24 protein-coding genes are annotated in these 26,329 nt (G+C 68.3%); 13 read left to right on the forward strand and 11 right to left on the reverse strand.

The features are described 5' to 3' along the window. Positions 1-45: 45 nt before the first annotated feature. The 3 genes from KCG34_RS01565 (at position 46) to KCG34_RS01575 (ending at position 5,523) form a co-directional block, all read left to right on the forward strand. On the forward strand, positions 46-2,712 hold the full coding sequence (locus KCG34_RS01565; protein WP_211938655.1) for a valine--tRNA ligase: 2,667 nt from the start codon (positions 46-48) through the stop codon (positions 2,710-2,712). A 92-nt stretch (positions 2,713-2,804) separates the two neighbouring features. Next, complete coding sequence (locus tag KCG34_RS01570; protein ID WP_211938656.1) at positions 2,805-4,580, forward strand: class I adenylate-forming enzyme family protein; 1,776 nt, start codon at positions 2,805-2,807, stop codon at positions 4,578-4,580. Between the two features lie 211 nt (positions 4,581-4,791). Next, complete coding sequence (locus KCG34_RS01575) at positions 4,792-5,523, forward strand: TlyA family RNA methyltransferase (RefSeq protein WP_211938657.1); 732 nt, start codon at positions 4,792-4,794, stop codon at positions 5,521-5,523. Between the two features lie 52 nt (positions 5,524-5,575). Here KCG34_RS01575 and KCG34_RS01580 read toward each other — a convergent pair whose 3' ends face one another. Together KCG34_RS01580 and KCG34_RS01585 are read right to left on the reverse strand one after the other, a co-directional pair. Continuing rightward, the gene (locus tag KCG34_RS01580; RefSeq protein ID WP_211938658.1) at positions 5,576-6,148 is read right to left on the reverse strand and encodes a glycine zipper 2TM domain-containing protein; all 573 of its coding nucleotides are present in this window, start codon (positions 6,146-6,148) and stop codon (positions 5,576-5,578) included. A gap of 41 nt (positions 6,149-6,189) precedes the next feature. After that, on the reverse strand, positions 6,190-6,609 hold the full coding sequence (locus tag KCG34_RS01585) for a glycine zipper 2TM domain-containing protein (RefSeq protein ID WP_211938659.1): 420 nt from the start codon (positions 6,607-6,609) through the stop codon (positions 6,190-6,192). A 205-nt stretch (positions 6,610-6,814) separates the two neighbouring features. On the opposite strand from KCG34_RS01585, the gene KCG34_RS01590 reads away from it, so the two are divergent. Next, entirely contained in the window at positions 6,815-8,020 is a 1,206-nt protein-coding gene (locus KCG34_RS01590; RefSeq protein WP_211940682.1) for a class I SAM-dependent RNA methyltransferase, read from the forward strand. A gap of 54 nt (positions 8,021-8,074) precedes the next feature. Continuing rightward, positions 8,075-8,848: a glutaminyl-peptide cyclotransferase gene (locus KCG34_RS01595; RefSeq protein WP_249138174.1), complete on the forward strand. Its 774-nt coding sequence runs from the start codon at positions 8,075-8,077 to the stop codon at positions 8,846-8,848. A gap of 5 nt (positions 8,849-8,853) precedes the next feature. Here the strand turns inward: KCG34_RS01595 and KCG34_RS01600 are convergent, their stop codons facing one another. Further along, entirely contained in the window at positions 8,854-9,933 is a 1,080-nt protein-coding gene (locus KCG34_RS01600) for a PA0069 family radical SAM protein (RefSeq protein WP_376788232.1), read from the reverse strand. A gap of 78 nt (positions 9,934-10,011) precedes the next feature. Between KCG34_RS01600 and KCG34_RS01605 the strand changes: the two genes are divergently transcribed. Beyond that, on the forward strand, positions 10,012-10,500 hold the full coding sequence (locus tag KCG34_RS01605) for a glycosyltransferase family protein (protein ID WP_211938661.1): 489 nt from the start codon (positions 10,012-10,014) through the stop codon (positions 10,498-10,500). Here KCG34_RS01605 and KCG34_RS01610 read toward each other — a convergent pair. Next, positions 10,497-11,309, reverse strand: coding sequence for a uracil-DNA glycosylase (locus KCG34_RS01610; RefSeq protein WP_211938662.1), 813 nt, complete (start codon positions 11,307-11,309; stop codon positions 10,497-10,499). The genes KCG34_RS01605 and KCG34_RS01610 overlap by 4 nt on opposite strands. Before the next feature lie 128 nt (positions 11,310-11,437). Here KCG34_RS01610 and KCG34_RS01615 point away from each other — a divergent pair, with 128 nt between their 5' ends. From KCG34_RS01615 to KCG34_RS01625, 3 genes are all read left to right on the forward strand, one after another. Further along, positions 11,438-13,111 (forward strand): electron transfer flavoprotein-ubiquinone oxidoreductase, encoded by a 1,674-nt coding sequence (locus KCG34_RS01615; protein WP_211938663.1) that lies wholly within the window; start codon positions 11,438-11,440, stop codon positions 13,109-13,111. A 171-nt stretch (positions 13,112-13,282) separates the two neighbouring features. Beyond that, on the forward strand, positions 13,283-15,049 hold the full coding sequence (locus KCG34_RS01620; RefSeq protein ID WP_211938664.1) for a tetratricopeptide repeat protein: 1,767 nt from the start codon (positions 13,283-13,285) through the stop codon (positions 15,047-15,049). Beyond that, positions 15,046-15,936, forward strand: coding sequence for a 4-(cytidine 5'-diphospho)-2-C-methyl-D-erythritol kinase (locus KCG34_RS01625; protein ID WP_211938665.1), 891 nt, complete (start codon positions 15,046-15,048; stop codon positions 15,934-15,936). The genes KCG34_RS01620 and KCG34_RS01625 overlap by 4 nt, the downstream gene beginning before the upstream one ends. Before the next feature lie 184 nt (positions 15,937-16,120). Here the strand turns inward: KCG34_RS01625 and KCG34_RS01630 are convergent, their stop codons facing one another. The 3 genes from KCG34_RS01630 to KCG34_RS01640 all read right to left on the reverse strand — a co-directional run bounded on the left by KCG34_RS01630 (position 16,121) and on the right by KCG34_RS01640 (position 18,978). Next, complete coding sequence (locus KCG34_RS01630) at positions 16,121-16,774, reverse strand: class II aldolase/adducin family protein (RefSeq protein ID WP_211938666.1); 654 nt, start codon at positions 16,772-16,774, stop codon at positions 16,121-16,123. Beyond that, positions 16,771-17,718 (reverse strand): carbohydrate kinase family protein, encoded by a 948-nt coding sequence (locus KCG34_RS01635; RefSeq protein ID WP_211938667.1) that lies wholly within the window; start codon positions 17,716-17,718, stop codon positions 16,771-16,773. Before KCG34_RS01635 ends, KCG34_RS01630 begins: the two co-directional genes overlap by 4 nt. A gap of 834 nt (positions 17,719-18,552) precedes the next feature. After that, positions 18,553-18,978: an Lrp/AsnC family transcriptional regulator gene (locus KCG34_RS01640; RefSeq protein ID WP_211938668.1), complete on the reverse strand. Its 426-nt coding sequence runs from the start codon at positions 18,976-18,978 to the stop codon at positions 18,553-18,555. 122 nt (positions 18,979-19,100) lie between these two features. On the opposite strand from KCG34_RS01640, the gene KCG34_RS01645 reads away from it, so the two are divergent. Both KCG34_RS01645 and amaB read left to right on the forward strand, forming a co-directional pair. Further along, positions 19,101-20,201 (forward strand): saccharopine dehydrogenase family protein, encoded by a 1,101-nt coding sequence (locus KCG34_RS01645; RefSeq protein ID WP_211938669.1) that lies wholly within the window; start codon positions 19,101-19,103, stop codon positions 20,199-20,201. Positions 20,202-20,204: 3 nt separating this feature from the next. Beyond that, positions 20,205-21,743, forward strand: a complete 1,539-nt coding sequence (gene amaB, locus KCG34_RS01650; protein ID WP_211938670.1) for an L-piperidine-6-carboxylate dehydrogenase — start codon at positions 20,205-20,207, stop codon at positions 21,741-21,743. A gap of 277 nt (positions 21,744-22,020) precedes the next feature. Here amaB and KCG34_RS01655 read toward each other — a convergent pair whose 3' ends face one another. Together KCG34_RS01655 and msrB are read right to left on the reverse strand one after the other, a co-directional pair. Next, positions 22,021-22,536 (reverse strand): hypothetical protein, encoded by a 516-nt coding sequence (locus tag KCG34_RS01655; RefSeq protein ID WP_211938671.1) that lies wholly within the window; start codon positions 22,534-22,536, stop codon positions 22,021-22,023. Positions 22,537-22,600: 64 nt separating this feature from the next. Continuing rightward, the gene (gene msrB, locus KCG34_RS01660) at positions 22,601-23,095 is read right to left on the reverse strand and encodes a peptide-methionine (R)-S-oxide reductase MsrB (RefSeq protein ID WP_211938672.1); all 495 of its coding nucleotides are present in this window, start codon (positions 23,093-23,095) and stop codon (positions 22,601-22,603) included. A gap of 131 nt (positions 23,096-23,226) precedes the next feature. Between msrB and KCG34_RS01665 the strand changes: the two genes are divergently transcribed. Next, on the forward strand, positions 23,227-23,643 hold the full coding sequence (locus KCG34_RS01665; RefSeq protein ID WP_211938673.1) for a DUF805 domain-containing protein: 417 nt from the start codon (positions 23,227-23,229) through the stop codon (positions 23,641-23,643). A gap of 7 nt (positions 23,644-23,650) precedes the next feature. On the opposite strand, the gene lipB is transcribed toward KCG34_RS01665, so the two are convergent. Further along, the gene (lipB, locus tag KCG34_RS01670; RefSeq protein ID WP_211938674.1) at positions 23,651-24,376 is read right to left on the reverse strand and encodes a lipoyl(octanoyl) transferase LipB; all 726 of its coding nucleotides are present in this window, start codon (positions 24,374-24,376) and stop codon (positions 23,651-23,653) included. Positions 24,377-24,422: 46 nt separating this feature from the next. Between lipB and KCG34_RS01675 the strand changes: the two genes are divergently transcribed. Next, a complete protein-coding gene (locus KCG34_RS01675; RefSeq protein ID WP_249138375.1) occupies positions 24,423-24,698 on the forward strand; it encodes a FliM/FliN family flagellar motor switch protein in 276 nt (91 codons plus the stop codon). Here KCG34_RS01675 and KCG34_RS01680 read toward each other — a convergent pair. After that, positions 24,695-26,224, reverse strand: a complete 1,530-nt coding sequence (locus KCG34_RS01680) for a carboxylesterase/lipase family protein (RefSeq protein WP_211938676.1) — start codon at positions 26,222-26,224, stop codon at positions 24,695-24,697. The two genes, KCG34_RS01675 and KCG34_RS01680, sit on opposite strands and share 4 nt — an antisense overlap. Positions 26,225-26,329 lie beyond the last annotated feature (105 nt).

The following is a 26,329-nucleotide window of genomic DNA, read 5'->3' on the forward strand; positions in this document are numbered from 1 at the left end:
ATTCCATCCGAGCGCTTCGTTCGCTCCCCGCTTCCGGTTTGCGCCATGCTTGAGAAGACCTTCGAACCCCAATCCGTCGAGCCGCGCCTTTATGCGCAATGGGAGGCGTCGGGCGCCTTTTCGCCCACCAGCGATCCCGCGGCCGAGCCGTTCTCGATCGTCATTCCGCCGCCCAACGTCACCGGCTCGCTGCATATCGGGCACGCGCTGAACAACACGCTGCAGGATGTGCTGACGCGTTTCGAGCGGATGCGCGGCAAGGCGGCCCTGTGGCTGCCCGGCACCGACCATGCGGGCATCGCAACGCAGATGGTGGTCGAGCGGCAGCTGGCGGCCGAGGGCAATATCGGCCGTCGCGAGATGGGCCGCGAGACCTTCGTCGACAAGATCTGGGAATGGAAGGCCAAGTCCTCGGGCACGATCCAGAACCAGCTGCGCCGCCTGGGCGCCTCATGCGACTGGACCCGCGAGCGCTTCACCCTGGACGAGGGCCTGTCGGCTGCGGTCCGCAAGGTGTTCGTCCAGCTGCACAAGGAAGGGTTGATCTATCGCGACAAGCGGCTGGTCAACTGGCAGCCCGAGCTGCAGACCGCCGTCTCGGACCTCGAGGTCGAGAACATCGAGGTCAACGGCCACATGTGGCGCTTCCGCTATCCGGTCGAGGCCGAGGAGGGCCGCTATGTCGTGGTCGCCACCACCCGGCCGGAGACCATGCTGGGCGACACCGCGGTCGCCGTTCACCCCGACGACGAACGCTACAAGGACCTGGTCGGCAAGCGGGTGCGCCTGCCCCTGGTCGGCCGGCTGATCCCGATCGTCGCCGACGACTATGCCGATCCGGAAAAGGGCACCGGCGCGGTCAAGATCACCCCGGCCCACGACTTCAACGACTTCCAGGTCGGCAAGCGGCATGGGCTGGAGGCGATCAACGTCTTCACGCCCGACGCCAAGATCAACGAGAACGCGCCCGAGGCCTATCAGGGCCTGGACCGCTTCGTGGCCCGTAAGCGCATCGTCGCCGACCTGGAGGCCCTGGGCCTCCTGGACGGGATCGACAATCACCGGCTGATGGTGCCCTACGACGAGAAATCCAAGCTCGTCGTCATCGAGCCCTATCTGACCGACCAGTGGTACGTCGACGCCGCGACCCTGGCCAAGCCGGCCATAGCGGCGGTGGAGAACGGCGACACGGTCTTTGTCCCCAAGAACTGGGAGAAGACCTATTTCGAGTGGCTGCGGAACATCGAGCCGTGGTGCGTCTCGCGCCAGCTTTGGTGGGGCCACCGAATCCCGGCCTGGTACGGCCCCGACGGCCACATCTTCGTCGAGGAGACGGAAGCCGAAGCGCTTGCCGCGGCCAAGGCGCACTACGGCGCCGCTGCCGCCCTGACCCAGGACGAGGACGTGCTCGACACCTGGTTCTCCTCGGCCCTGTGGCCGTTCTCGACCCTGGGCTGGCCGGAAGAGACCGCCGACCTGAAGCGGTTCTATCCGACCCACACCCTGGTCACCGGCTTCGACATCATCTTCTTCTGGGTCGCCCGGATGATGATGATGGGCCTGCATTTCCAGAAGCAGGTCCCCTTCAAGCGCGTGGTCATCAACGCCCTGATCCGCGACGAGAAGGGTCAGAAGATGTCCAAGACCAAGGGCAACGTCATCGACCCCCTGGAGTTGATCGACGCCTATGGCTGCGATGCGGTGCGCTTCACCATGGCCGCCATGTCGGGCCAGGCGCGCGACGTGAGGTTGTCGCGGCAGCGCGTTGAAGGATATCGTAATTTCGGCACAAAACTCTGGAACGCCGCGCGCTTCACCCAGATGAACGGCTGCGTCCGCGTCGAGGGTTTCGACCCGGCGACAGTCAAGGACACGCTGAACCGCTGGATCCGCGGCCAGGCGGTCAAGACCGTGGGCGAGGTCACCGCGGCGCTGGAGGCCTGCGCCTTCGACGACGCTGCGGCGGCGATCTATCGCTTCATCTGGAACGTGTTCTGCGACTGGTATCTCGAGCTGGCCAAGCCGGTGCTGAACGGCGCCGACGAGGCTGCCAAGGCCGAGACCCGGGCCATGACCGCCTGGGTGCTGGACCTGTGCCTGGTGCTATTGCACCCCTTCAGCCCGTTCATCACCGAAGAATTGTGGGCCAAGCTGGGCGAGGTTGGGCCGCCGCGCGAGGGTCTGCTCATCTCCCAGCCCTGGCCGAAGCTGCCGGCTGGTTGGGTCGACGCCGAAGCTGCGGCCGAGATCGACTGGGTGGTCGAGCTGGTCACCCAGGTGCGTTCGGTCCGCGCCGAGATGAACGTGCCGCCGGCCGCCAAGCCGCCCCTGACCCTGAGCGGAGCAAGCGGGCAGACCCTGGCCCGGCTGGAACGGCATAAGGACCTGATCCTGACCCTCGGCCGCCTTGGCTCGGCCGCGCCGGCCGAGGCTGCGCCGCACGGCTCGGTCCCCTTTGTGATCGGCGAGGCTACGGCCGCGCTCTCCATCGCCGAGTTCATCGACATCGCCGCCGAGCAGGCCCGCCTGAAGAAGGAGATCGCCAGCTTCGACGGCGACATCGAGCGGACCATGAAGAAGCTGGGCAACCCCGACTTCCTGGCCCGGGCCAAGGAAGAGGTGATCGAGGAGAACCGCGAGCGCCTCGCCGAGGCCCAGGCGGCCAAGGCCAAGTTGGAAGCCGCCCTCGCGCGGCTGGCGACGGTGGGCTGACCCGGCGAGGTTTGCATCCGCTCTCAGGTTATGCTTGTTCACTTAGGAACAAGAGCGCGTCGTAAGCGACGCCGCAGTACCGGGAGAGCCGCATGACCGAAGCCGCCGAAACGACCGCGAATAACCCTTCGGCGGCCAAGCCCGCCTGGCCGGCCATGTCGATCGCCCAGGCCCACGCGATCCTGACCGCGCCGGGCATGCCGTTCGAGATGGAGGAGCTGACCATCCGCGGCGTGCCGACGCGCTCGTGGAAGAACGCCCCGCCGGCCTTGCGCGATGTGGTCGAGGCCGCCCGCGCCTTTGGCGACCAGCGCATCTTCCTGGTCTATGAGGACGAGCGGGCCAGCTTCGAGGCCTTCTATCGCGCGGTTTCGGCCTTCGCCCGCGAACTGCAGTCCAAGGGCGTGGTCAAGGGCGACCGGGTGGCGGTGATCATGCGCAACCTGCCGGAATGGCCGGTCGCCTTCTACGCCGCCGCCTCGATCGGGGCGATCGTGACCCCGCTGAACGCCTGGTGGACCGGGCCGGAGCTGGAATACGGCCTGGTCGATTCTGGGACCAAGGTGGCGATCGTCGACGCCGAACGCCTGGGCCGGATTTTCGAGCATCTGCCGAATTGTCCGGAGCTGAAAACGGTCTATGTCAGCCGCCAGGTTGAGGAGGTCAGCCATCCCGAGGTGATCCGCCTGGAGAGCGTGCTGGGCGGGACCAACGACTGGATGAAGCTGCCGGACCAGCCTCTGCCGGCGGTCGAGATTCATCCCGACGACGACGCCACCATCTTCTACACCTCGGGCACCACCGGTAAGCCCAAGGGCGCCCTGGCGACCCAGCGCAACATCAATTCCAACATCATGGCCGCGGGCAGCATCGCCGCGCGGGCCTTCCTGCGTCGCGGCGAGACCCCGCCGGCCCCCGACCCGAACGCGCCGCAACGCTCCTCCCTGCTGTCGGTGCCGTTTTTCCACGCCACCGGCTGCTTCGCCGTCTTGAACCCGACCCTGTTCGGCGGCGGCAAGGTGGTGATGATGCACAAATGGGAGCCGGTGCGCGCCTTCGAGCTGATCGAGCGCGAGCGGGTGACCATGGCCGGCGGCGTGCCGACCATCGCCTGGCAACTGATCGAGCATCCGGCGCGCGGCAACTATGACCTGTCGTCGCTGGAGAGCGTGGCCTATGGCGGCGCGCCCTCAGCCCCCGAGCTGGTGCGCAGGATCGTCGAGACCTTCCCCAAGTCGCAGGCGGGCAATGGCTGGGGCATGACCGAGACCTCGGCCACAGCCACCAACCATGGGGCCGAGGACTACCAGAACCGCCCCGACAGCTGCGGCCCGGCCGTGGCCGTCACCGACCTGAAGATCATGAGCGTCGAGGGCGATCGCGAGCTGCCGATCGGCGAGGTGGGCGAGCTGTGGTGCAAGGGGCCGCAGGTGGTGAAGGGCTATTGGAACAAGCCCGAGGCCACCGCCCAGACCTTCGTCGACGGCTGGGTCAAGACCGGCGACCTGGCGAGGCTGGACGCCGAGGGTTTCTGCTACATCATCGACCGGGCCAAGGACATGCTGATCCGCGGCGGCGAGAACATCTACTGCATCGAGGTCGAGAACGTCCTCTACGACCATCCGGCGGTGATGGACGCGGCCCTGGTCGGCATCCCGCACAAGACGCTAGGCGAGGAGCCGGGGGCGGTGGTGACGCTGAAGCCGGGCGCCGAAGCGAGCGAGGCCGAGCTGCGCGGCTTCGTCGCCGAGCGGCTGGCGGCGTTCAAGGTGCCGGTGCGGATCCTGTTCTGGCACGAGACCCTGCCGCGCAACGCCAACGGCAAGATCATGAAGAACGAGCTGAAGAAGCTGTTCCTGGACGCCTGAGGCGGCTAGAGCGCGTTGAAATCGGTTTGAGAAAGACAATACACCGCTCATCCCGGCGAATGCCGGGACCCAGATCGTATGGCGCAGTCAGCGGGTGCTAGGTCCTATGAAAAGCCCAGAAAGTCGGAGCTTTATGATCTGGGTCCCGGCATTCGCCGGGATGAGCGGAATTATGGGCCTGCCTGCACCTGTCATGGTCTGAAGCCGCGCCATGGAAAGACGGCGCGCGGATCTGTTGCTGGTCGAGCGGGGCCTGTTCGAGAGCCGGGCCAAGGCGCGCGCCGCCATCGAGGCGGGGCGGGTCGCGGTCGATGGGCGGGTTCTGGCCAAGCCGGCCGAACTGGTGGACGCGGGCGCCGAGATCGTCGCGAAGCCGGCCCATCCTTGGGTCGGCCGCGGCGGGTTGAAGCTCGATCACGCCCTGACGATCTGGCCGATCACGGTCGCTGGGCGGACGGTGCTGGACGTCGGCGCCTCGACGGGTGGTTTCACCGAGGTCTGCCTGACGCGGGACGCGGCGAAGGTGTTCGCTGTCGATGTCGGCCACGGACAGCTGCATCCGAAGCTGCTCGCCGATCCGCGAGTCGTGAACCTGGAAGGCGTGGATGCGCGGGCCCTGACCACCGCGGAGATCACAGAACCGCCGACTTTGGTGGTTTGTGACGCCAGTTTCATCAGCCTGGCCAAGGTCTTGGGCGCGGGCCTTCGCCTGGTGGCTGAAAGCGCCGACCTGGTCGCCCTGGTCAAGCCGCAGTTCGAGGTCGGGCCGGACAAGATCGGCAAGGGCGGGAACGTGCGGGACCCGGAGGCGCGCGCCGGAGCGGTTCAGGCCGTCGCCGACTGGCTGGTGGGCGAGGGTTGGATGGTTCGGGCGCGCGAGGAAAGCCCGATCCGTGGCGGCGACGGCGCCGTCGAGCATCTGATCTGGGCCACGAAGGCCTGAACGAGATCACGCCCGGCCTCGCCGAAACGAAACCGAGCGCCTCTGATCCCGATCAGTCCTGGCGGTGGACCAGGTGGTAGCGCCCGTAGCTGTCACGGCAGGCGCGCTGGGGGTGACGCTCGCTGGTGCCGTCCGGGAAATAGATGCGCACCTCGGCCGTGCCGCATTCTTCAGGCGGCGGTGCATAGGCGCCCTGGTCGGCCATGGCTGGCGGCGGGGGCGCGTAGTAGTCGCCCGAGGGCGGCGGGGGTGGGGGCGGCGGCGGGGGCGTATCCTGATAGGTGGCGGACTGGCAGCCGTCGCCGGAATGGGCGCCGACATTGGCCCCGAGGGCCGCGCCGGCGACGCCGCCGATCACCGCTCCACCGGTTCGGCCGCCGCCGCGGGCGACGTTCGAGCCGATCACCGCCCCGGCGATCCCGCCCAGAAGGCCGCCGGCGACCTCCCGGTTGGTCTTCTGCTGCTGGCAGGGGTCCTGGTAGGGCTGGTTGTAGGCTGGCGGGGGCGGTGGCGGCTGGTCGTAGCTCTGCGCCGAAGCCGAGGCGGGGACGATCATGACCGAACTGAGGGTCATGGCGGCGGCGGCTCCGCTGAGGAAGAACTTGCCGATCCTGGTGTTGGTCATGGTTTACTCCTGAAATTCAAACGGTCTGGCGGGGCCAAGGTTCAGTAGTGGTCGCGCCAAGGCCGCCACACGCCGTCCGGGGCGCGGCAGACTTCGAAGCCGTGGCCGTCCTGAACGACCCAGCGGCAGCTGGGGTGCGGGTGGTAGCCATAGGGGTAGGCGACGCAGCGGACGTTGTTGCGGGCGACGTTGGAGCCGACCACGGCGCCGGCCGCGCCGCCGACCACCGCGCCGGCGACCCGGTGGTGGCGGCCGCCAAGGAGCGAGCCGGCCAGGGCGCCCAAGAGGCCGCCGGTGACCACGCCGCGTTCGCCCGCCTCATGCTTGGCTTCGTGGCACGGATCGCGGCCGTAATCGGCATAGGGCCGCCAGGGGCCGGGGCCGTAGCCCTGGGCGAAGGCGGCGCCGATCGGCGTCCCGGCGACGGCGGCGGTGACGGCTAAAGCGAGTAAAGCGCGCATGTTTCTGCTAGTTCCCCTGTTCGATGGAGGCCCATCGACCCTGTCCATGGTCGCAGCATCTCAAGTCAAGCCTGAACGGAACTTGAGGGCGCTGTTCATCTTCGTTCATGTTCGCGCCGCCGGACCTCAGGTTCGGCCGTATTCGGAGCAGCCTGTTTTGACCGTAACCCCGACCGCCGGCCTTCGCGACCTGACCATCGAGGCCATGGGGGCCCAGGGAGACGGCCTGGCCGCCGGACCGGTGTTCGCGCCGCTGAGCCTGCCGGGAGAGACCATAAGAGCGAGGGTGAGCGGCGATCGCGCCGAAATCGAGGCGGTGCTGCAGGCGAGCCCGGATCGCGTCGAGCCTGCCTGCCGCCACTTCGGCCACTGCGGCGGCTGTTCCCTGCAGCATTGGGCGGACGGGCCCTATCTGGCCTGGAAGGTCGATCATATCCGCAAGACCCTGGCCCGCGAGCGGATCGAGACCGACTTCGCCCCGGCCTTCGAGGCGCGGCCGGGGACCCGTCGGCGTCTGGCCCTGCATGCCCGCCGCGAAGGCGGCCGGGTCTCGATCGGGTTCAAGGCGCGCAAGTCCTGGCGGCTGGTCGAGATCGAGGCCTGCCCGGTGGCCGATCCACGGCTGGTCGCGGCCTTTCCGGCGCTGCGGCGACTGGCGGGCGCCTTCTTCGAGCATCCCAAGTCGGCGCCGACCCTGCACGTGACGCTGAGCCAGACCGGCCTGGACATCGACGTCACCGGGGTCGAGCGCAAGAGCGGCGGGCTGTCGGCCGACGCCCGGATGCGGGCGGCCGAGGCGGCGCGAGAGGCGGACATGGCCCGGGTCAGCCTGGCGGGCGAGGTGATCTATCAAGAGCGCCAGCCGATGGTGCGGGTGGGGCCGGCGATCGTCGCCCTGCCGCCGGGCTCGTTCCTGCAGGCGGTGGCGGAGGCGGAGGCCGCCATGGCCGCCTATGCGGTGCAGGCGGTGAAGGGCGCGGGGAGGATCGCGGACCTGTTCTGCGGCGTCGGCGCCTTCACCTTCCGCCTGGCCGAACTGGCGCCGGTCTATGCCGCCGATTCCGCCGCGCCGGCGGTGCGGGCGCTCTCCAGCGCCACCGCCAGCGCACCGGGCCTGAAAGCGATCACCGCCGAGGCGCGGGACCTGTCCCGCCGGCCGTTCCTGGCCAGCGAGATGAAGAAGATCGACGCGGTGGTGTTCGACCCGCCGCGCGCCGGGGCTATGGAGCAGGCGCGCGAGATCGCCGCCTCCAAGGTTCCGCTGGTGGTTGGCGTCTCCTGCAATCCGGCGACCTTCGCCCGCGACGCCCGCATCCTGATCGACGCCGGCTTCACTCTGAGAGAGGTGCTGCCGGTCGATCAGTTTCTCTGGTCGCCGCATGTGGAATTGGTGGGGGTGTTTTCCCGCTGAGCCGCCCTTAAGGTGCGCGGCTCTCACGCAAAGGATGTCGAGCGGATGGGGTTGATGAAGCTTGCCGCGGCCGGGGTCGCGATCAGCCTCGCCATGGCGGCGCAACCGGCCCAGGCCGCGCAGGCGCCGGCCTATGGTTTCGAGGTGGTCCACGCCTATCCGCACGACCCCAAGGCCTATACCGAGGGGCTGCTTTATCTGAACGGCTTTCTCTATGAGAGCACCGGCCAGTACGGGACCTCCTATATCCGCAAGGTCAAGCTGGAGACCGGCGCGGTCGTGCGCCAGGTGACCCTGCCGCCATCGCTGTTCGGCGAGGGGATCGTCAATTTCGCTGACCAGCTGATCAGCGTCACCTGGAAGAACGGGATCGGCTTTCGCCGCGACCTGAAGACCTTCGCCGTCAAGCAGCAGTTCCGCTATTCGGGCGAGGGCTGGGGCATGACCCAGGATGGCAAGGACATCATCCTCAGCGATGGCTCGCCGGTGCTGCATGTGCTCGACCCCAAGAGCCTGAAGGAGGTCCGCCAGATCCGGGTGGCGTCAGGCGACCAGCCGATCGCCAATCTGAACGAGCTGGAATGGGTCGATGGCGAGATCTACGCCAATGTCTGGCAGACCAACTATATCGCCCGCATCGATCCCGGGACCGGCCAGGTGAAGGCCTGGATCGACCTGTCCGGCCTGCCTGAGACATCCGAGCCGCACGACCCGGACAATGTCCTGAACGGCATCGCCTACGACAAGACCGGCCACCGGCTGTTCGTCACCGGCAAGCGTTGGCCGCACCTCTATGAGATCAAGCTGAAGCCCAAGACGGCGGGGTAGGGGCCCTATCCGAACAGGTCCAGCTGGTTGGTGGCCCTGCCGGGGATTTGAAACAGCGACAGATCCATGGTCCGGCGGTTGCGACTGTTCAGGCCCAGTTTCTTGCACGCCAGGTGGAAGCGAGTGCTGATCAGGTCGGCTATGGGCCCGTCGCCCCGCATGCGCAGGTTCCACTGCGGGTCATAGTCCTTGCCGCCGCGCATCTGGCGCACCAGCGACATCACCCGGCCGGCGCGGTCGGGCTGCTCGGCCGCCAGCCATTCGCGGAACAGGTCCTTGATCTCACGCGGCAGGCGCAGGGCCGTGTAGTAGGCCATGGCCGCCCCGGCCTCGGCCGCCCGCTCCAGGATCGATTCCAGCTCGTGATCGGTCAGGCCGGGGATGATCGGCGCCACCCCGACCGCGGTCGGCACGCCGGCGGCGCTGAGCTTGCGGATGGCGTCGATGCGGCGCTCGGGCGTGGAGGCGCGGGGCTCCATGGCCCGGGCCAGCTTGCGGTCGAGGGTGGTCACCGAGACGGCGACCATCGCCAGGTTGTCCGCGGCCATGGGCCCCAGGATGTCTATGTCGCGCGCCACCAGGGCGTTCTTGGTGGTCACCCCCACCGGGTGGCGGAAGCGCGCCAAAACTTCGAGGATCTGGCGGGTGATGCGCAGCTTGGCTTCGATCGGCTGGTAGGGATCGGTATTGGCGCCCAGCTGGATGAAGCTCGGCCGGTAGGCCGGCCGCGACAGCTCCTTTTCCAGCAGCTTGGCGGCCTCGGGCTTGAAGAACAGCCTGGTCTCGAAGTCGAGCCCGGGGGAGAGGCCGACATAGGCGTGGCTGGGGCGGGCGTAGCAATAGATGCAGCCGTGCTCGCAGCCGCGATAGGGGTTGATCGACTGGTCGAAACCGATGTCCGGGCTGTCGTTGCGGCTGATGATCCGCCGCGCCGCCTCGGGCGTCAGGGTGGTGTCCAGCCGGTCCGGCCGTTCGTCGGCGTCGTCCCAGCCGTCGTCGAACGGGGCGCGGGTCAGGGCTTCGAAACGTCCGCTGTCATTGGACTTCGAGGCCCTGCCGCGGAAGCTGGCCGGCATGTCGGGCATGGGGAGAGAATAGGCTTGCGGAACGAACAAAGCAAGAACATATCTTGACGCGAGCTGACTTGGCCGTTTGATGCGCCTGTGATCAGCGCCATTGTTACCGACATATCCGAAACGGACGGCCTCGCCGCGACCCTCGCCAGCCTTACGCCGGCGGCCATAGACGGGTTCGTGCGCGAACTCCTGGTGGTCGGCGTCGGAAACAGCGAGGCGCTCGTCGTGGCCGATGACGCCGGGGCGCGGATTGTCGAGAGCCTGGACGCGGCGACGGCCTCGGCGCGCCAGCCGTGGCTGCTGGTGCTGCCGGCCGGGGTGCGGTTGCAGATGAACTGGGAGGCCGCGGCACGCGGCCACATCAGCCGCCATCCCGAGGCCGCGGGCTGGTTCCGGCTGAACTATGCCAAGGACGGCGCTGGGGCGAGGCTGGCCGAGGGCTGGGCCAATTTCGGCGCACGGTGGCTGGGGCGCGTCACGCCGGAACATGGCCTCTTGATCTCCACCCGTCGCTGGACGGGGCAGGGCGCAGGCGCGCGACCGATCGAGGCCAGGATCCTCGTCGGCGGGGGCTAGGCGCCCGGCCGCTCGGGCCGGTCCAGGCGCTCGGTCAGGGTCAGAAGGTCCGCCCAGGCCTTCTTCTTCGCCGCCGGCTGGCGCAGGAGGAAGGCCGGGTGCAGGGTCGGCAGGGCGGGGATGGCCTGCTGGCCGCCTTCGGGGCGCCAGTCGAACCAGCGGCCGCGTAGGGTCAGGATGCCCTCGCTTCGCTGCAGCACCGACTTGGCCGAGGCTCCGCCGACCAGCAGCAACAGTTTCGGCGACACCAGCTCAATGGCCCGCTCGAGGAACGGGGCGCAGATCATCTGCTCCTGGGGGCTGGGCGTGCGGTTGCCGGGCGGGCGCCAATAGACGGTGTTGGTGATGAACACCCGGCCCTCCAGCCCCGCTGCGGCGACCATGCGGTCCAGGAGCTTGCCGGCGCGGCCGACGAAGGGCGCGCCTTGCTGGTCTTCCTCGGCGCCAGGGGCCTCGCCGATGATCATCACCGGCGCGTCCGGCGCGCCCCGGGCGAACACGGCCTGGCGCGCGCCCTCGCGCTTCAGCGGGCAGCCTTCGAAGGCGGCGATGGCGGCGGCGAGGTCGGCCAGGTCCTTGGCCTCGGCGGCCAGGCGGCGGGCGTCGGCTATGGCCTCGGCGATGTCGGGGGCCGGGGCGGCTGCGGGCGCGGCCGGAGCGGGCGCATGGGCGGGCGTGGCCAGCCGCGGGCGCAGGGCCTCGGCCAGGCGGTCGACCGGCTCGTCGGCATAGGCCTGGTCCACGCCGGCCTCGGCCCAAAAGGCCAGCAGGCTCTCGGCGGCGCGCGGGTCGATGGCGGCGAAGGACAAGGTTTTGACGGGGCTCCGGCGAACTCATTCAAGGGATTGCCCTTGACCGCTCAAACGTCAACTTCGAATAAGACGGGCGAGGATTCAAATGTCCGCGGCAAGCGGGCAAGCTGGGGGACGATGAGGCCATGAGCGACGAGCTCGAACGCGAGGCGATGGAATATGACGTGGTCATCGTCGGCGGCGGTCCCGCTGGCCTGGCGGCCGCGATCCGCCTGAAGCAGCTGGCCGCCGAGGCCGGCTCGGAGATCTCGGTAGCGCTGTTGGAAAAGGGCTCCGAAGTCGGCGCCCACATCCTGTCGGGCGCGGTGATCGATCCCAAGGCGCTGAGCGAACTGTTCCCCGACTGGAAGGCCATGGGCGCGCCCCTGGAGACCCCGGTCACCAAGGACAAGTTCCTGCTGCTGGGCCCGGCCGGCGAACTCAGCCTGCCGATGTTCGCCATGCCGCCGTTCATGCACAACCACGGCAACTACATCGCCTCGCTGGGCAATGTGTGCCGCTGGCTGGCGGAGCAGGCCGAGGGCCTGGGCGTCGAGATCTATCCGGGCATGGCCGCCTCGGACCTGGTGTTCAACGCGGACGGCTCGGTCAAGGGCGTGGTCGCCGGGGTGTTCGGCGTCGCCAAGGATGGCGAGCACAAGCCCGACTATCAGCCCGGCCTGGAGCTGCACGCCAAATATACCTTCATCGCCGAGGGCGTGCGCGGCTCGCTGGCCAAGATGCTGCAGGCCAAGTTCAACCTGACCGAGGGCAAGAGCCCGCAGAAGTTCGGCATCGGCATCAAGGAACTGTGGCAGGTCCCGCCGGAAAACCACAAGCCGGGCCTGGCGGTGCATACCCTGGGCTGGCCGCTGGACGACAAGACCGGCGGCGGCAGCTTCATGTACCACTTCGGGGACAACTATGTGTCCATCGGCTTTGTGGTGCACCTGAACTACAAGAACCCCTTCCTGTCGCCCTTCGACGAGTTCCAGCGCTTCAAGCAGCATCCGTCGGTGAAGCCGAACCTGGCAGGCGGCAAGCGCATCGCCTATGGCGCGCGGGCGATCACCGAGGGCGGCATGCAGTCGATCCCCAAGCTGTCCTTCCCGGGCGGGGTCTTGATCGGCTGCTCGGCGGGCTTTGTGAACGTGCCGCGTATCAAGGGCAGCCACAACGCCATGAAGACCGGCATGCTGGCCGCGGAGGAGGCGTTCAAGGCCGTGCAGGCCGGCCGCGCCAGCGACGATCTGGTGGAATACGAAGCCGCCTATCACGCTTCCTGGGTCGCCAAGGAGCTGAAGCAGGTCCGCAACGCCAAGCCGCTCTTGAGCAAGTTCGGCACCCTGGTGGGCATGGCCTTGGGTGGCTTCGACATGTGGTGCACGACGCTTTTGGGCGGCTTCTCCTTCTTCGGCACTTTGAAGCACGAGAAGACCGACGCGGCTTCGACGGGCCTGGCCAAGGACTACCAGCCGATCGTCTATCCCAAGCCCGACGGGGTGATCAGCTTCGACAAGCTGTCGTCTGTGTTCCTCTCGGCCACCAATCACGAGGAAGACCAGCCGGCGCACCTGAAGCTGAAGGACCCTTCGGTCCCGATCTCGATCAACCTGCCGAAATATGGCGAGCCGGCGCGGCTCTACTGCCCGGCGGGAGTCTATGAGGTGCTGTACGACGAGGCGGGCCAGAATCCTAAGTTCCAGATCAACGCCCAGAACTGCGTCCACTGCAAAACCTGCGACATCAAGGACCCCTCGCAGAACATCAACTGGACAACGCCGGAGGGCGGCGGCGGCCCGAATTACCCGAACATGTGACGCCTGCGTTGCGTGGCGCCGACAGCCAAAGTGGAGGCCGGTTTGGCGTGGAGGCGGCGCCATTTTTGAGTGGGATTCGACCGTTTTGACCGGCTGCGATGCGACAATCGTAGCCGGTCAAAACGGTCGGGGCGCCTTGAAGCCGCCTCGGAAACCGGCGAATTTGCCCGGATGACCAAGACCCGCCTGCTCCTCAACGCCTCGCTGGCCGCCCTGGCGACCCTGTCCCTGGCGGCCTGCGCCAGCGCGCCGTCCTCGTTGCAGGTGGCGGGGCTGAGGCCCAGCGAGACCGCCGAGGCGCGGCCGGCGCCGGTCAGCGACCAGGCCTCGCTCTACGGCCTGTTCCTGGCCGGGCAGGAGGCGCTGAACCACGGCAATGGCGAGCAGGCGGCGGAGTTCTTCTCCAGAGCCGCGGCGCGCGATCCTGTCACCGGCTCGCTGAAGGAACGCGCCTTCACCGCCGCCCTGGTCGCCGGGGACGTGCCCCGCGCCGCCACCTTGGCGCCCGGGCCGGACGAGGGTTCGCTGGGCAGCCAGAGGCTGGGGCGGCTGACCAAGGCGGTCGACGCCCTGGCGCGCGGCGACGGCAAGACCGCGCAGGCGACGCTGGCGGGTGAACCCCTTGGGCCGCCGCATCGGGCGGCCTCGCTCCTGCTGGCGCCCTGGGCTGCGGCCGAGGCTGGCGACTGGAAGGCCGCCCTGGCTCTGCCGGAAGCCCGCGGCGACCGGCTGGTGGACTCGCTCTCGCGCCTGAACCAGGCCCTGCTGCTGGAACGGGCCAAGCACTATGACGAGGCCGACGCCGCCTTCCGCAAGCTGATCGCCGAGGGCGACGGCTCGGGCATCACCACTGGCGCCTATGCCGAGTTCCTGCAGCGGCGCGGCCGCACCGCCGACGCCATTGCGCTCTGCGACGCCTCGCTCAAGGGGGATGCCAACAACCACACCATCAAGCTGATCCGCGACCACGCCGCGGCCGGACAACCGGCGCCGCCCATGCCGACCCTGAACCAGGGCGCGGCCCAGGCCCTTCTGGCGCCGGCGGCGATCCTCTTGGCGGAAAAGCAGCCCGAGCTGGGTCTGACCTATCTGCGCCTGGTGCTGCGGCTGGATCCCCAGCGCGACGAGGCCTGGATCCTGGTCGGCGACGCGATGAACGGGGCGGGGGACGTGGAGGCGGCGCGGGAAGCCTATCAGCACGTGCAGCCCGGCTCGGCCGACTATGTCGCCGCCCGCGGCCGGCTAATCCAGACCTACGACCTGCCGGCCAACGCCGAAAAGGTGCTGGCAATCGCCCAGGACACGGTCAAGGCCGCGCCCAATGACGACGACGCCCTGGCCCAGCTGGCCGATGCGCTGAGGACCTCCGAGCGGTTCGACGAGTCGGCCAAGGCCATGGACACCCTTTTGGCCCACCTGGGGCCCCGGGCCAGCTGGGAAGCCTATTACATGCGCGGCATCGCCCTCGACCGCGCCGGACACTGGGAAGGCGCGGAAAAGGACTTCCGCAAGGCGCTGGAGCTGAAGCCGGACGAGTCCGAGGTTTTGAACTATCTCGGCTATTCCTGGATCGACCGCGGCCAGAACCTCGAGCAGGCCAAGGCCATGGTCGAGAAGGCCGTGGCCAGCAAGCCGGATTCCGGCGCCATGGTCGACAGCCTGGGCTGGGCCTATTACCGCCTGGGCCAATATGGCCCTGCGGTGGAGCAGCTGGAGCACGCCACCGAGCTCGAGCCCTCCGATCCGGACATCAACGACCACCTGGGCGACGCCTATTGGCAGGCCGGACGCAAGATCGAAGCCCGCTTCCAGTGGCAGCTGGTCCTGACCCTGCAGCCCGAGGCCAAACTCAAGACCGACGTTGAGGCCAAGCTGCAATACGGCCTGACCCCCGGCGGCAAGCCGGCCCTGCCGCCCGCCTCGGTGGCCCAGCGTTGACCCACCCGGTAGCGGCCGAGGCCTTCGCGCCGGCCAAGGTCAATCTGTACCTGCACGTGGCCGGGCTGCAGCCGGACGGGTTTCACCCCCTGTCCAGCCTGATGGTGTTCGCCGACGTCGGCGATCGCCTGACCCTGGAGCCGGCTTCGGCCCTGTCTCTGGCCATCGACGGCCCGTTCGGCCAGGGCCTGAGCGCCGGTGAGGACAATCTGGTGCTGCGCGCAGTCCAGGCCCTGATCGCGCGGGCGCGGCGGCCTGTGCAGCCGGTGCGGATCACCCTTTCGAAGAACCTGCCGATCGCGGCCGGGCTCGGTGGTGGCACCGGTGACGCCGGCGCGGCCCTGCGCCTGGTGCGCGATCACCTGGACCTGCCGGTCGATGACGACGGCCTGGAGGCCATAGCCAGCGAGCTGGGCGCCGACGGGGCGGCCTGCTTCCGCTGTCGGCCGGTCGTCGCCGAGGGGCGGGGCGAGCGGCTGTCGCCGGCTCCGACCCTGCCGCGGCTGGACGCGGTGCTGGTCAATCCCCGCGCGCCTTCGCCCACCGGGGCGGTCTATCGCGCCTATGACGAGGCCGGCGCGCCGGGCGCGGACGACCGGCCGGACATGCCCGAGGCGTTCGAGGACGCGGTGGAGGCGGCGGCGTTCTTCGCCGCCTGCCGCAACGACCTGGAGGCGCCGGCCGTGGCCCTGACCCCGGTGATCGGCGACGTGCTGGAGACCTTGCGCGACGAGCCGGAAACCCTGATGGCGCGGGTCTCGGGCTCCGGCGCCACCTGCTTCGCCGTCTGCGCCGGCGACATCGAGGCCGAGACCCTGGCCGAACGCATCGAACGCATGCGCCCGGACTGGTGGGTGCGGCGGTGCCGATTGGGGGATGGGGGTTAAAACCCTTCTCCCCGTTGTGGGAGAAGGAGGGGCCCGCGGCGAAGCCGTGGGAGGATGAGGGGACGCGCGGCGATAGCCGCGCGACTAAGAATCCTCAGTCAAACCATCCGCCGGCAAGACCCCTCATCCTCCCACCCGCTGCGCGGGCGGGCCCCTCCTTCCCCCACAAAGGGGGGAAGGAAAACTACCGCTTCTGCCCGTACCCTTTGAACTGCTGCATCACCTCGGCCATCTGGCCCTCGGACAGCAATACCGGACCGCCGATGGCCAGGGTTCCGCAATAGACGGCGGCCTGTTCCTCCATCTCCTCGGCGATCGCCAGGGCGCGGTCGAGCTTGGGGGCGGCGGCGATCAGGCCGTGGTTGGCCATCAGGCAGGCATAGCCGCCGTCCATGGCCTCGGCAACGGCGTCGGCCAGCTCGACGGTGCCGAAGGTGTGGTAGGGGGCGAGGGGCACGGTGGGCCGGCCGCTGACGCCGACCATGTAGTGCAGCGAGGGGATCGGCCTGCCGGCGCAGGCGAGGATCGTGGCGTGGCGGGCGTGGCAGTGGACCACGGCGTGCACGTCCGGGCGGCGGGCGTAGAGGCCGGCGTGCATGCGCCACTCGCTGGAGGGCTTCAGCGACCCCTCCGGGCTCCCGCCATCGGCGGCGACATAGACCACGCCGTCGTCGGTCAGGTCTTCGGGCGTGACCCCGCTGGGCGTGACCAGCAGGCCCTCGCCGAAGCGCACCGAGACGTTGCCCGAGGTGCCGCGGTTCAGGCCGCGCTGGTCCATGGCCCGCATCACCCGGACGATATTGGCGCGCAGGGCTTCTTCCGAGCGGGTGTCGCTCATTCGACGTTCTCCCGAAGCGGCCCCTCGCGCATCAGCCGCTCGGCGCCCGCAAATCCGTCCAACAGGCCCAGCGTGCCGACGCCCCGGGCGACCAGGGCGGAGACGGCGCTGGCGAGGCGCGCGGCCTCGATGACGCTCCAGCCCCGGTCCAGGCCGGCGATGAAGCCGGCGCAATAGGAATCGCCGCAGCTGGTGGTGTCCACCGGGGTGATGGCGTGGGCGGGCACGCGCCGCAAGCCCTCGGCGTCGATCACGATCGAGCCGTTGGCCCCGTCCTTGAAGATGCAGCCGCCGGCGCCCATCCGGCGGAAGGCGGCCGCGGCTTCGGCCAGGTCATCCTGGCCGGTCAGCTGGCGGGCCTCGACCGCGCTCGGCATGAACCAGTCGACGTGGGGCAAGAGCAGGGCCAGTTCCTCCATCACCTTGCCGCGGGGCGAGATCAGGTCGCAGGTGACCACAGCCCCGGCCGCCTTGGCCGCCGCGACCAGGCTCGCGCCCGGCCCCCCGTTCAGCTTGGGCCCGCCGACGCCGGCATAGTGGACGAAGCGCGCCTCTTGGGCCGCCTCTGCGACCGCCGGGGTGATCTCAGCCTCCATGCTGGCCCCCAGGGCGTGGAAGTTCGGCCGCCGCCCCTGGCTGTCCACCGCCAGGACGGTGGTCGATGTGGTGCGGCCGGGGAGGGCGGGGAGCAGGGCGGTGTCGACGCCGTACTCCTCCAGCACCATGCGCACCAGCCGCCCGGCCGGATCGTCCCCGACCGCCGAGGCCAGCCTGGTCGCTACGCCCAAGGTCCCTGCGACAAGCGCCGCCCCAGCAGCCGTGCCGGCGGGCGACAGGGCGATCCTATCGACCAGAACGGTGGTCTCCTGCTCAGGCAAGGCGTCGATCGGCCGGGCGGTGACGTCGAGCGTGGTGAGGCCGATGCAGAGCAGGCCGTGGGGCATGGGGCGGGTCCTGGGCGGCTATTAAACCCAGTTAGCGCGATTGCGGAGTGATAGTCAAAGCTATCATTTTCATCGGCGGCCGGGGTTTGCAAGGGTTCTATCGAACCGCATCTGCGCTCTTGGGTGGGCAGGCGACATGAAGGCCCCAAACCGAAGAGACGCGCACGTCGTACTCGGGAGTTTGGTCGAATTGAGCTCGGCTTTTTGTTATTTGATCTGGACGAGCCCCGAATGTCTCGATGCGTGCGGTATTGGCAGTGTTGCAATAGGCGTGCCCGTAAGCGACACCGCCAATTTTTCGGGGCTCGCCAACGCGCCATCCATCTGGATCATCGGAAACTACATTCGCAACTGTTTTATCGAATTGATCGAAATCGCCAGAGCCTCGAATAGAAATTGTACAGAAATCTTTTTCGAATGCGATGCAGCCGAATGTGGGATTAAAGCTACAGTATGACGTGGGGCAATCTTGTATATTGCAATTCGTATAACTTTTTAGCTGCTCTTTTCGAACTACCTCTTCGAAAGGAACATGCCTTGAGAGGCGCGGGATGCAAACATTGGTGAGGAAATATTTTATACGTTGATTGTTGTCTGCATCGCTCCGTTCTGTCGTCGGGGGTTGAGAGCAAGCCACTACGCTAGCCAATAAAATTGCCCAGATGGCTATCGGTAGCCGTCGTCCCTTTGCGAACGTTTTGTCATTGCCGTCGATCACTGTCCTGGCGCCCGGACCTGCGCTTGCACTGGTTGAGTAGTTGCCAGTTTCGCCCTTAAAGCAAGAGCCCGGGGTCTGCTCCGCGCCATCAGTTAGATGCTTGGCTTGTCACCACCTCACCGATCCAACCGCGTCGACAGAATGATCGACGAGGTCGTCCGCTCGACCCCCGGCAGGTCCCCGATCTTGTCGATCACGTCGTCCATTTCGGCCACCGAGGGGGCCACGACCACGGCCAGCATGTCGAAGGCGCCGCTGACCGAGTGCAGGGTGCGGACGGCGGGGAGGGCGCGCAAGGAGGCCTCGACGCTGCGGGCGTCTTTGGGGCCGACGGTGATCATGACGTGGGCGCGCACGGCGCCGCGCTCCATCTCTTCGGACAGGCGCGCGGTATAGCCCAGGATCACGCCCTGGCGCTCCAGCCGCTCGATGCGGCCCTGGACTGTGGTGCGAGATAGACCAAGGCGGCGGCCGATCTCGGCCGTCGGCGCCCGGGCGTTCTCGCGCAGCAGGGAGATCAGCCGTTTGTCGGTGTCGTCCATCGTCGTTTCGCCGAAACGCCCCTGCGATTCGACGGATATCTACGCCATTCGCCAGCGGGTTGGCGACTAGGAATCGACCGGTTTCGCCCCGATCCTCCGCGCTCAGCTTTCGGAGGAACACTATGAAACACATCGCCATCATGGGCGGCGGCAAGATCGGTTCGATGATCGCCGATTTTCTGGCCGGCTGCGGCGACTATTCGGTCGAGGTGTTCGACCGTTCGTCCGAACAGCTGGACAAGCTGGAGACCTCGGCCCCGATCAAGAAGACGGTGCTGGACATCACCGACGCTGCCGCTCTGAAGGCGGCCCTGTCGGGCAAGTTCGCCGTGCTGAGCGCTGCGCCTTATCACCTGACCGTGTTCATCGCCGAGGCCGCCAAGGCCGCCAGCGCCCACTACCTGGACCTGACCGAGGACGTGGCCTCGACCCGCAAGGTCAAGCAACTGGCCCAGGACTCCAAGACCGCCTTCATCCCCCAGTGCGGCCTGGCCCCCGGCTTCATCACCATCGTCGCCTATGACCTGGCCAAGAAGTTCGACAAGCTGCAGGACGTACGCATGCGCGTAGGCGCTCTGCCGAAATTCCCGTCCAATGCCCTGAACTACAACCTGACCTGGAGCACCGACGGGGTCATCAACGAGTATTGCGAGCCCTGCGAAGCCATCGTCAACGGCGACCTGCGCGAAACCTCGCCGCTGGAAGAGCTGGAAGAGTTCGCCCTGGACGGCGTGACCTATGAAGCCTTCAACACCTCGGGCGGCCTCGGCACTCTGTGCGAGACCCTGGCAGGCAAGGTGCGCAACCTGAACTACCGCACCATCCGCTATCCGGGCCACGCGGCGATCATGAAGGCGCTGCTCAACGACCTGGGCCTGCGCCATCGCCGGGACGTGTTCAAGGACATCCTGGAAAACGCCCTGCCGACCACCCTGCAGGACGTGGTGATCGTGTTCGTCACCGTCAGCGGCTGGAAGGACGGCATGCTGGTGCAGCACACCTACGCCAACAAGGTCTATGCCGCCCCGATCGGCGGGCGCATGCGCAGCGCCATCCAGATCACCACGGCCTCGGGCATCTGCACCGTGCTGGACATGCTGGCCCAGGGCGACCTGCCGACCCATGGCTTCATCCGCCAGGAAGACATTCCGCTGGACCGCTTCCTCGCCAACCGGTTCGGGCGCTATTACGCCGAAACCGAATCCCACAACGCCGCGGCCTGAGTCATGACCCAGCAAAATTCCGTACCTGCCTCCGCCGCCTCCGAGACGGCGGGCCTCCTGGCGCGCCTCGGCGTTCCGGCTTCGGTCCTGACCGGCGGCAGCCTGGTGGCCCGCTCGCCGATCACCGGCGAAGAGACCGCCCGGCTGAAGGAGGTCTCCCCGGCCGAGGCCAAGGCCGCCATCGACAAGGCGCATGAGGCCTTTCTCGCCTGGCGCAAGGTTCCCGCGCCCCGCCGCGGCGAGCTGGTCCGCCTGCTGGGCGAGGAGCTGCGCGCCCACAAGGCCGAGCTCGGCCGCCTGGTCACGCTGGAAGCTGGCAAGGTGACCTCCGAGGGTCTGGGCGAAGTGCAGGAGATGATCGACATCTGCGACTACGCCGTCGGCCTGTCGCGCCAGCTGTTCGGCCTGACCATCGCCACCGAGCGGTCCGAGCACCGGATGATGGAGACCTGGCATCCGCTGGGCGTCGTCGGCGTGATCTCGGCCTTCAACTTCCCGGTCGCGGTGTGGTCGTGGAACGCGGCCCTGGCCTTCGTCTGCGGCGACAGCGTGGTCTGGAAGCCGTCGGAAAAGACCCCGCTGACCGCCATCGCGGTGCAGGCCCTGTTCGAAAAGGCCGCCGCCAAGTTCGGCCCGGAAGCCCCGGCCGGCCTCTCGACCCTGCTGATCGGCGGGCGCGAGATCGGCGAGGCCCTGGTCGACCACCCGAAGGTGCCGCTGGTCTCGGCCACCGGCTCGACGGCCATGGGCCGCCAGGTGGGGCCGAAGCTGGCCCAGCGCTTCGCCCGCGCGGTGCTGGAGCTGGGCGGCAACAACGCCGCCATCATCACCCCCTCGGCCGACCTGGACCTGACCCTGCGCGGCGTCGCCTTCGCCGCCATGGGCACCGCCGGCCAGCGCTGCACCACGCTGCGCCGCCTGTTCGTGCACGAGAGCGTCTATGACGCCTTCCTGCCGCGGCTGAAGGCGGCCTATGGCTCGGTCACCGTGGGCGATCCGCGCGCCGAGGGCGTGCTGGTCGGCCCGCTGATCGACCAGGGCGCCTATCTGGCCATGCAGAAGGCCCTGGTCGACGCCAGGGACGCCGGCGGCGTGATCACCGGCGGCGAGCGCGTCTCGGCCGACGCGGCGGACGGCGCCTTCTATGTCCGCCCGGCCCTGGTCGAGATGGGCCGGCAGGCCGACGTGGTCCTGCGCGAGACCTTCGCCCCTATCCTTTATGTGATGAAGTATTCGACCTTCGAAGAGGCGGTGGCGCTGCAGAACGACGCCCCGCAAGGCCTGTCGTCCTCGGTGTTCACCAACGACATGCGCGAGGCCGAGCGGTTCATCTCCGGCGAGGGCTCGGACTGCGGCATCGCCAACGTCAATATCGGCCCCTCGGGCGCCGAGATCGGCGGGGCCTTCGGCGGCGAGAAGGAGACCGGCGGCGGCCGCGAGGCGGGCTCGGACAGCTGGAAGGCCTATATGCGCCGGGCCACCAACACCCTGAACTACGGCAAGACCCTGCCGCTCGCCCAGGGCGTCAAGTTCGACGTCTGACGGATTTCGTCAGTGAGCTGAAAATTGGCCGCCGCGGCATGTTCGCGGCGGCCTTTTTTCTTTGGGTGGGTTGGGATTCACCGGAATCGATCATCCCCTCATCCGCTCATCCCGGCGAATGCCGGGATCCAGATCGTAAGGCTCCAAGCGGGCGGATATTTTCTTGTGACCGCTGATCAAAGGCCGGCGCCATAGGATCTGGGTCCCGGCATTCGCCGGGATGAGCGGTTTAAAATTCAGATCAAGCTAAACTCAACCCACTCTATAGCCATAGCACTCAGCAGGTGAAGACGGCGCTGACCTTGGCGTGGCCCTTGCGGGTGACGCCGGAGAACTCGCCGCCGGCGGGGGTCGCCTGGCCGGTGTTGTGCGGCAGCAGATAGGCCTTGCCGCCGTAGTGGACGCTGAGCGCCGCGTCGTTGAATGGGCCGGGCGGGGCGTTGACGGTCAGGCCCACATAGTCCGGCGCCGGGCCGGCCAGGCCCGGGCCGGCGACCACGCCGAGATTGAGGCTGAAGATATTGCCGGAGGTCTCGCAGCTTCCGCCCTTCAGCACGTGTTCGGCGCCGTTGATGGTCAGCTTCACCACCGCCGGCCCGCTGCAGAAGGTGCGCACGACGCCCGGCGACCCGGCCGGATAGGCGGCGCAGGCGGCCGGGATCTGGGCCAGGGTCGTGCCCGGCGCGTGGCTTTCGGCGCTGGCGGCGCCGGCCTTGGGCTTGGGCGCGCGGCAGCCGCCCAAAAGCGCCAGCAGGGCTGCGGACGCGATCAGGCAGGGACGCAAGGCGGTCATCAAGGGCTCCGAGAACCGTGGACTCGCCCGCACGTTGGCACGCCGCGAAGGCTCCAGCTAGACCCTAGGCTGACGGCAGGCGATCGCCGCGGCCGAGCGGGTCGGGCAGGGCGGCGCCGTCCTCGACGAAGCTCAGCGACACCGAGTTGATGCAGAAGCGCAGGCGAGTCGGCGGCGGGCCATCGGGGAAAACGTGGCCCTGGTGGCTGTCGCAACGGGCGCAGCGGGTCTCGATGCGCACCATGCCGTAACTGTTGTCCTGCACCGAGCGGACATGGGCCTTGTCGATAGGCGCATAGAAGCTCGGCCAGCCGGTGCCGCTGTCGAACTTGGTCTGGGCGCGGAACAGGGGCAGGCCGCACAGGCGGCAGCAATAGACCCCACTCGCCTTGTTGTTCAAAAGCCCGCCGCAGAACGGCGCCTCGGTGCCGTGGTGCAGCAGGACGTCGCGTTCTTCGGGCGTCAGGCCGGCTTCCAGGCGGGCGAGGTCGGCGGCGGGGGGCGGGGTCAGGTCGAAGCCCGACTCCGACCGGGCGGGGGCTGAGGCTGTGTCGGTCATGATCGGCTATATGGGCCTTTCCGGTCGCCGGGGCCAGGGGATCGGCCAGGCTTGCTTGGGCCTTTCGCACGGGGCGGCGCGGCCATAGATTCACGTTGCAGGATTCGCCCTATCCATCCGAGGCTTGCGGCATGAACAGCTGGACCATCGACTGGCGCGACCTCTACCTCTCCGGCCAGGGGCGCCTTGCGCGGACGCCGTTCCTGATCGGCGCCGGCATCCTGGTGGTGCTGATGGTGCTGTACGAGGGCGTGTTCACCGGCCTGTTCCGGCACCTTCTGACCGGCTGGCTGGTCTATCCGGCGGCGATCTGGGCCGGGGCCTGCGTGCTCTCCAAGCGGCTGCACGATCGCGGCAAGTCGGGCTGGTGGGCCGCGCTGATCCTGGTGGCGGTGGGCGTGGCCTGGCCGCATCCGAACGGCTTCTTCGACTTCCTCTTGGTGCTGGTGGTGGTTTGGGCGGTGGTGGAGCTGGCCGTCCTGCCCGGCGAGCAGGGCGCCAACCGCTTCGGCCCCAATCCGATGAAGCCGGTCTCGGCCTACCCGTGAGCCGTGGCTAGACCGGCGGTTCGGCCGGTTCCGTTGCGCCGAACACGCGGTGGAAACTCGCCAGCAGCGCGGCGTCGGCGTCGTCCAGGGTGACCGGGCGGCCGAGGTCCACCAGGCTGGTGACGCCGTGCTCGCTGATGCCGCAGGGAACGATGCCGCCGAAGTGCGACAGGTCCGGCTCGACGTTCAGGCTTATGCCGTGGAACGAGACCCAGCGGCGCAGCTTGACGCCGATGGCGGCGATCTTGTCCTCGCGCACAGGCAGGCCCGGCTCGCGCCGCTCGACCCAGACGCCGACCCGCCCGTCGCGGATCTGGCCCTCGACGTTGAAGGCGGCCAGGGCGCCGATCACCCAGGTCTCCAGCGCGGTGACGAAGGCGCGCACGTCTCGCCCGCGCTCGCGCAGGTCCAGCATGACATAGGCCACCCGCTGGCCTGGGCCGTGATAGGTGTACTGGCCGCCTCGCTCGCTCTTGAACACCGGAAAGCGGTCGGGGGTCAGGAGGTCGGCGGGCTTGGCGGTGACGCCGGCGGTGTAGAGCGGCGGATGCTCCAGGAGCCAGACCAGTTCGCCCGCACGGCCTTCGGCTATGTCGGCGGCCCGCGCCTCCATGGCCGCCACCGCCTCGGGATAGCTGATCTGGCGCGCGGAGACCGCCCAGCCACAGGGAGCCGCGTCAGGTCGTCCCATCAATGGGGTCTCGGCTCCCGAGTTTAACCACCGGTCAAGCATGTGCCTGCAATCTGCGTGTCAGCTTCGCCGATATAGTGGTTCGGCGATTCTTTTCGAAGTCGGGGCGCGCGTGAGCCAGGTCAAATCGGTCAATGTGGAGATATCGGTCGTCCTCGGACGTTCGACCCTGCCGATGGCGCAGCTGTTGCGCATGGGCCGGGGCGCGGTGATCCCGCTGGACGCCAAGACCAATGACGAGGTCTGGATCCTGGCCAACAACCACCCGGTCGCCCGCGGCGAGATCCAGATCAACGACGACAAGATCGCCATCATGATCACCCGCGCCGCCGACGTGTACGACTTCCGCGCCGGCGACGCCTAGCTCCCGCCAGTGGCCAGCTTGGCCCGTTCGGCCTGATCCAGCAGGTCCAGCTTGTCCTTGCGAAAGTGCTGGTCGACCTTCACGGCCTGGCCGAATTCCATCAGCTCGTCGCTGTTCGGCTTATAGGCCGGCCAGGCGGGCGCTCCCTGGCATTGCGGCGCGCCGGCCTTGGCGAAGGCGACCCAGCAAGCGTGCATGATCTTGGCCAGGGTGCGGTCCGGGTCGGTGATCTCGCGCGAATAGACCGGGATCTTGTCCTGGCTGTCGAACACATAGGGGATCTCGGAGGCGTGGTTGGCGCCCGGCAGGTTGGCCCTCTGGGCCACCCGCACATAGGAGAAGTAGTAGAGCCAGGAGCGCGCCCCCTCGGCGTTCTTGGCGGCGATCCAGCGCGCCGGCCCGCCCATGAACTCGTCGGTGAACAGGGCGCTGGCCTGGGCCTCGCCGTCGCCCTGGTCGGCATAGGCCGTGCGGATTGGGGCCGGGAAGTTGGCCATGAAAGCGGCCGGCTGCAGCTGGAAGGCCCGCATCAGCGAGGCTTCGTAGCTGTTGGAGCCGATGATCAGGGGCAGGCGCAGCGCCTCGCCCTTGGCGAAGGCCTGGGCTGGTTGCTGGGGCAGGAGCTTGCCGTCGACCACCGGGCCGCTGCGGATACCGGGCAGGGCGACCAGGGTGGCGGCGGGCAGGGCGCGCAGGTCGGCGGCGCTGGCCGTGGGCGAGGCGCCGGCCTTCTGAGCCAGAGACCGCCCTTCGGCCTCGGCCTCGCTCATGGAGGCCGCGGGGAACCAGCCGCCGCCGGACTCGACGATCGCCTTCTGGAACAGGCCCTTGGCGGAGGGGGCGGTGAGCAGGGCGAGGATATCGATGCCTCCGGCCGACTCGCCGAACACGGTGACGTTCCCGGGATCGCCGCCGAAGGCCGCGACATTGCGAATGACCCATTGCAGGCCCGCCAGCTGGTCCATCAGGCCGTAGTTGGCCATGGCCTCGCCAGGCTTGGCGTCCTTGGCCAGGGCCGGGTGAGCGAAAAAGCCGAGCGGACCCAGGCGGTAGTTCAGCTCGACCAGCACGATCCCGTCGCGAGCGAAGGCGGAACCTTCATAGGACGCCACCGAATTGGCCCCATAGGCGTTGGAGCCGCCGTAGATCCACACCATCACCGGCGCTTTATGGGCGACCTTGGGGGCGTAGACATTCACGGTCAGGCAGTCCTCGCTGACCGGGCCGGCATAGCCGCCGCCGTTGATGCGGCCGTCCAGGCGCACAGGCTGCATACAGGCCGGGCCGAACTGGCCGGCGTCCTTTTCTCCACTCCAGGCTGCGACGGGCTGCGGCGGGCGCCAGCGCAGGTCGCCGACAGGCGGCGCGGCGAAGGGCACGCCCTTGAACACCTGGGCCTCGCCCGAGGCGCGGCCGACGATCACGCCGCTGTCGATTCGCGCCTTGACCGGCTGGTCCTGGGCGGCGGCGCCCGTCATGCCGGCCAGCGAAATTGCGGCGGCCAGGGCGGCCCATGCGCGTCTCATCGTCGCTCTCCAGGCGGGTTTCTCTGCAAAACCACTATGGCCGGGCGAGCTTGGCGCTGTCGAGGCGAAGCTCGCCCTTCACAAACCGCATGGGGTTTGCTAACC

Source organism: Phenylobacterium montanum (assembly GCF_018135625.1).
Lineage (GTDB): Bacteria > Pseudomonadota > Alphaproteobacteria > Caulobacterales > Caulobacteraceae > Poindextera > Poindextera montana.

Bases quoted from the DNA above. Each gene is read 5' to 3' on its own strand.
- KCG34_RS01590 (WP_211940682.1), top strand. From the start codon at position 6,815: ATGGGGGCCCAGGGAGACGGCCTGGCCGCCGGACCGGTGTTCGCGCCG.
- KCG34_RS01580 (WP_211938658.1), bottom strand. From the start codon at position 6,148: ATGACCAACACCAGGATCGGCAAGTTCTTCCTCAGCGGAGCCGCCGCC.
- KCG34_RS01635 (WP_211938667.1), bottom strand. From the start codon at position 17,718: ATGCCCCACGGCCTGCTCTGCATCGGCCTCACCACGCTCGACGTCACC.
- KCG34_RS01565 (WP_211938655.1), top strand. From the start codon at position 46: ATGCTTGAGAAGACCTTCGAACCCCAATCCGTCGAGCCGCGCCTTTAT.
- KCG34_RS01665 (WP_211938673.1), top strand. From the start codon at position 23,227: ATGAACAGCTGGACCATCGACTGGCGCGACCTCTACCTCTCCGGCCAG.
- KCG34_RS01620 (WP_211938664.1), top strand. From the start codon at position 13,283: ATGACCAAGACCCGCCTGCTCCTCAACGCCTCGCTGGCCGCCCTGGCG.
- msrB (WP_211938672.1), bottom strand. From the start codon at position 23,095: ATGACCGACACAGCCTCAGCCCCCGCCCGGTCGGAGTCGGGCTTCGAC.
- KCG34_RS01615 (WP_211938663.1), top strand. From the start codon at position 11,438: ATGAGCGACGAGCTCGAACGCGAGGCGATGGAATATGACGTGGTCATC.
- KCG34_RS01575 (WP_211938657.1), top strand. From the start codon at position 4,792: ATGGAAAGACGGCGCGCGGATCTGTTGCTGGTCGAGCGGGGCCTGTTC.
- KCG34_RS01645 (WP_211938669.1), top strand. From the start codon at position 19,101: ATGAAACACATCGCCATCATGGGCGGCGGCAAGATCGGTTCGATGATC.
- lipB (WP_211938674.1), bottom strand. From the start codon at position 24,376: ATGCTTGACCGGTGGTTAAACTCGGGAGCCGAGACCCCATTGATGGGA.
- KCG34_RS01640 (WP_211938668.1), bottom strand. From the start codon at position 18,978: ATGGACGACACCGACAAACGGCTGATCTCCCTGCTGCGCGAGAACGCC.
- KCG34_RS01570 (WP_211938656.1), top strand. From the start codon at position 2,805: ATGACCGAAGCCGCCGAAACGACCGCGAATAACCCTTCGGCGGCCAAG.
- KCG34_RS01595 (WP_249138174.1), top strand. From the start codon at position 8,075: ATGAAGCTTGCCGCGGCCGGGGTCGCGATCAGCCTCGCCATGGCGGCG.
- KCG34_RS01630 (WP_211938666.1), bottom strand. From the start codon at position 16,774: ATGAGCGACACCCGCTCGGAAGAAGCCCTGCGCGCCAATATCGTCCGG.
- amaB (WP_211938670.1), top strand. From the start codon at position 20,205: ATGACCCAGCAAAATTCCGTACCTGCCTCCGCCGCCTCCGAGACGGCG.
- KCG34_RS01600 (WP_376788232.1), bottom strand. From the start codon at position 9,933: ATGCCCGACATGCCGGCCAGCTTCCGCGGCAGGGCCTCGAAGTCCAAT.
- KCG34_RS01655 (WP_211938671.1), bottom strand. From the start codon at position 22,536: ATGACCGCCTTGCGTCCCTGCCTGATCGCGTCCGCAGCCCTGCTGGCG.
- KCG34_RS01585 (WP_211938659.1), bottom strand. From the start codon at position 6,609: ATGCGCGCTTTACTCGCTTTAGCCGTCACCGCCGCCGTCGCCGGGACG.
- KCG34_RS01680 (WP_211938676.1), bottom strand. From the start codon at position 26,224: ATGAGACGCGCATGGGCCGCCCTGGCCGCCGCAATTTCGCTGGCCGGC.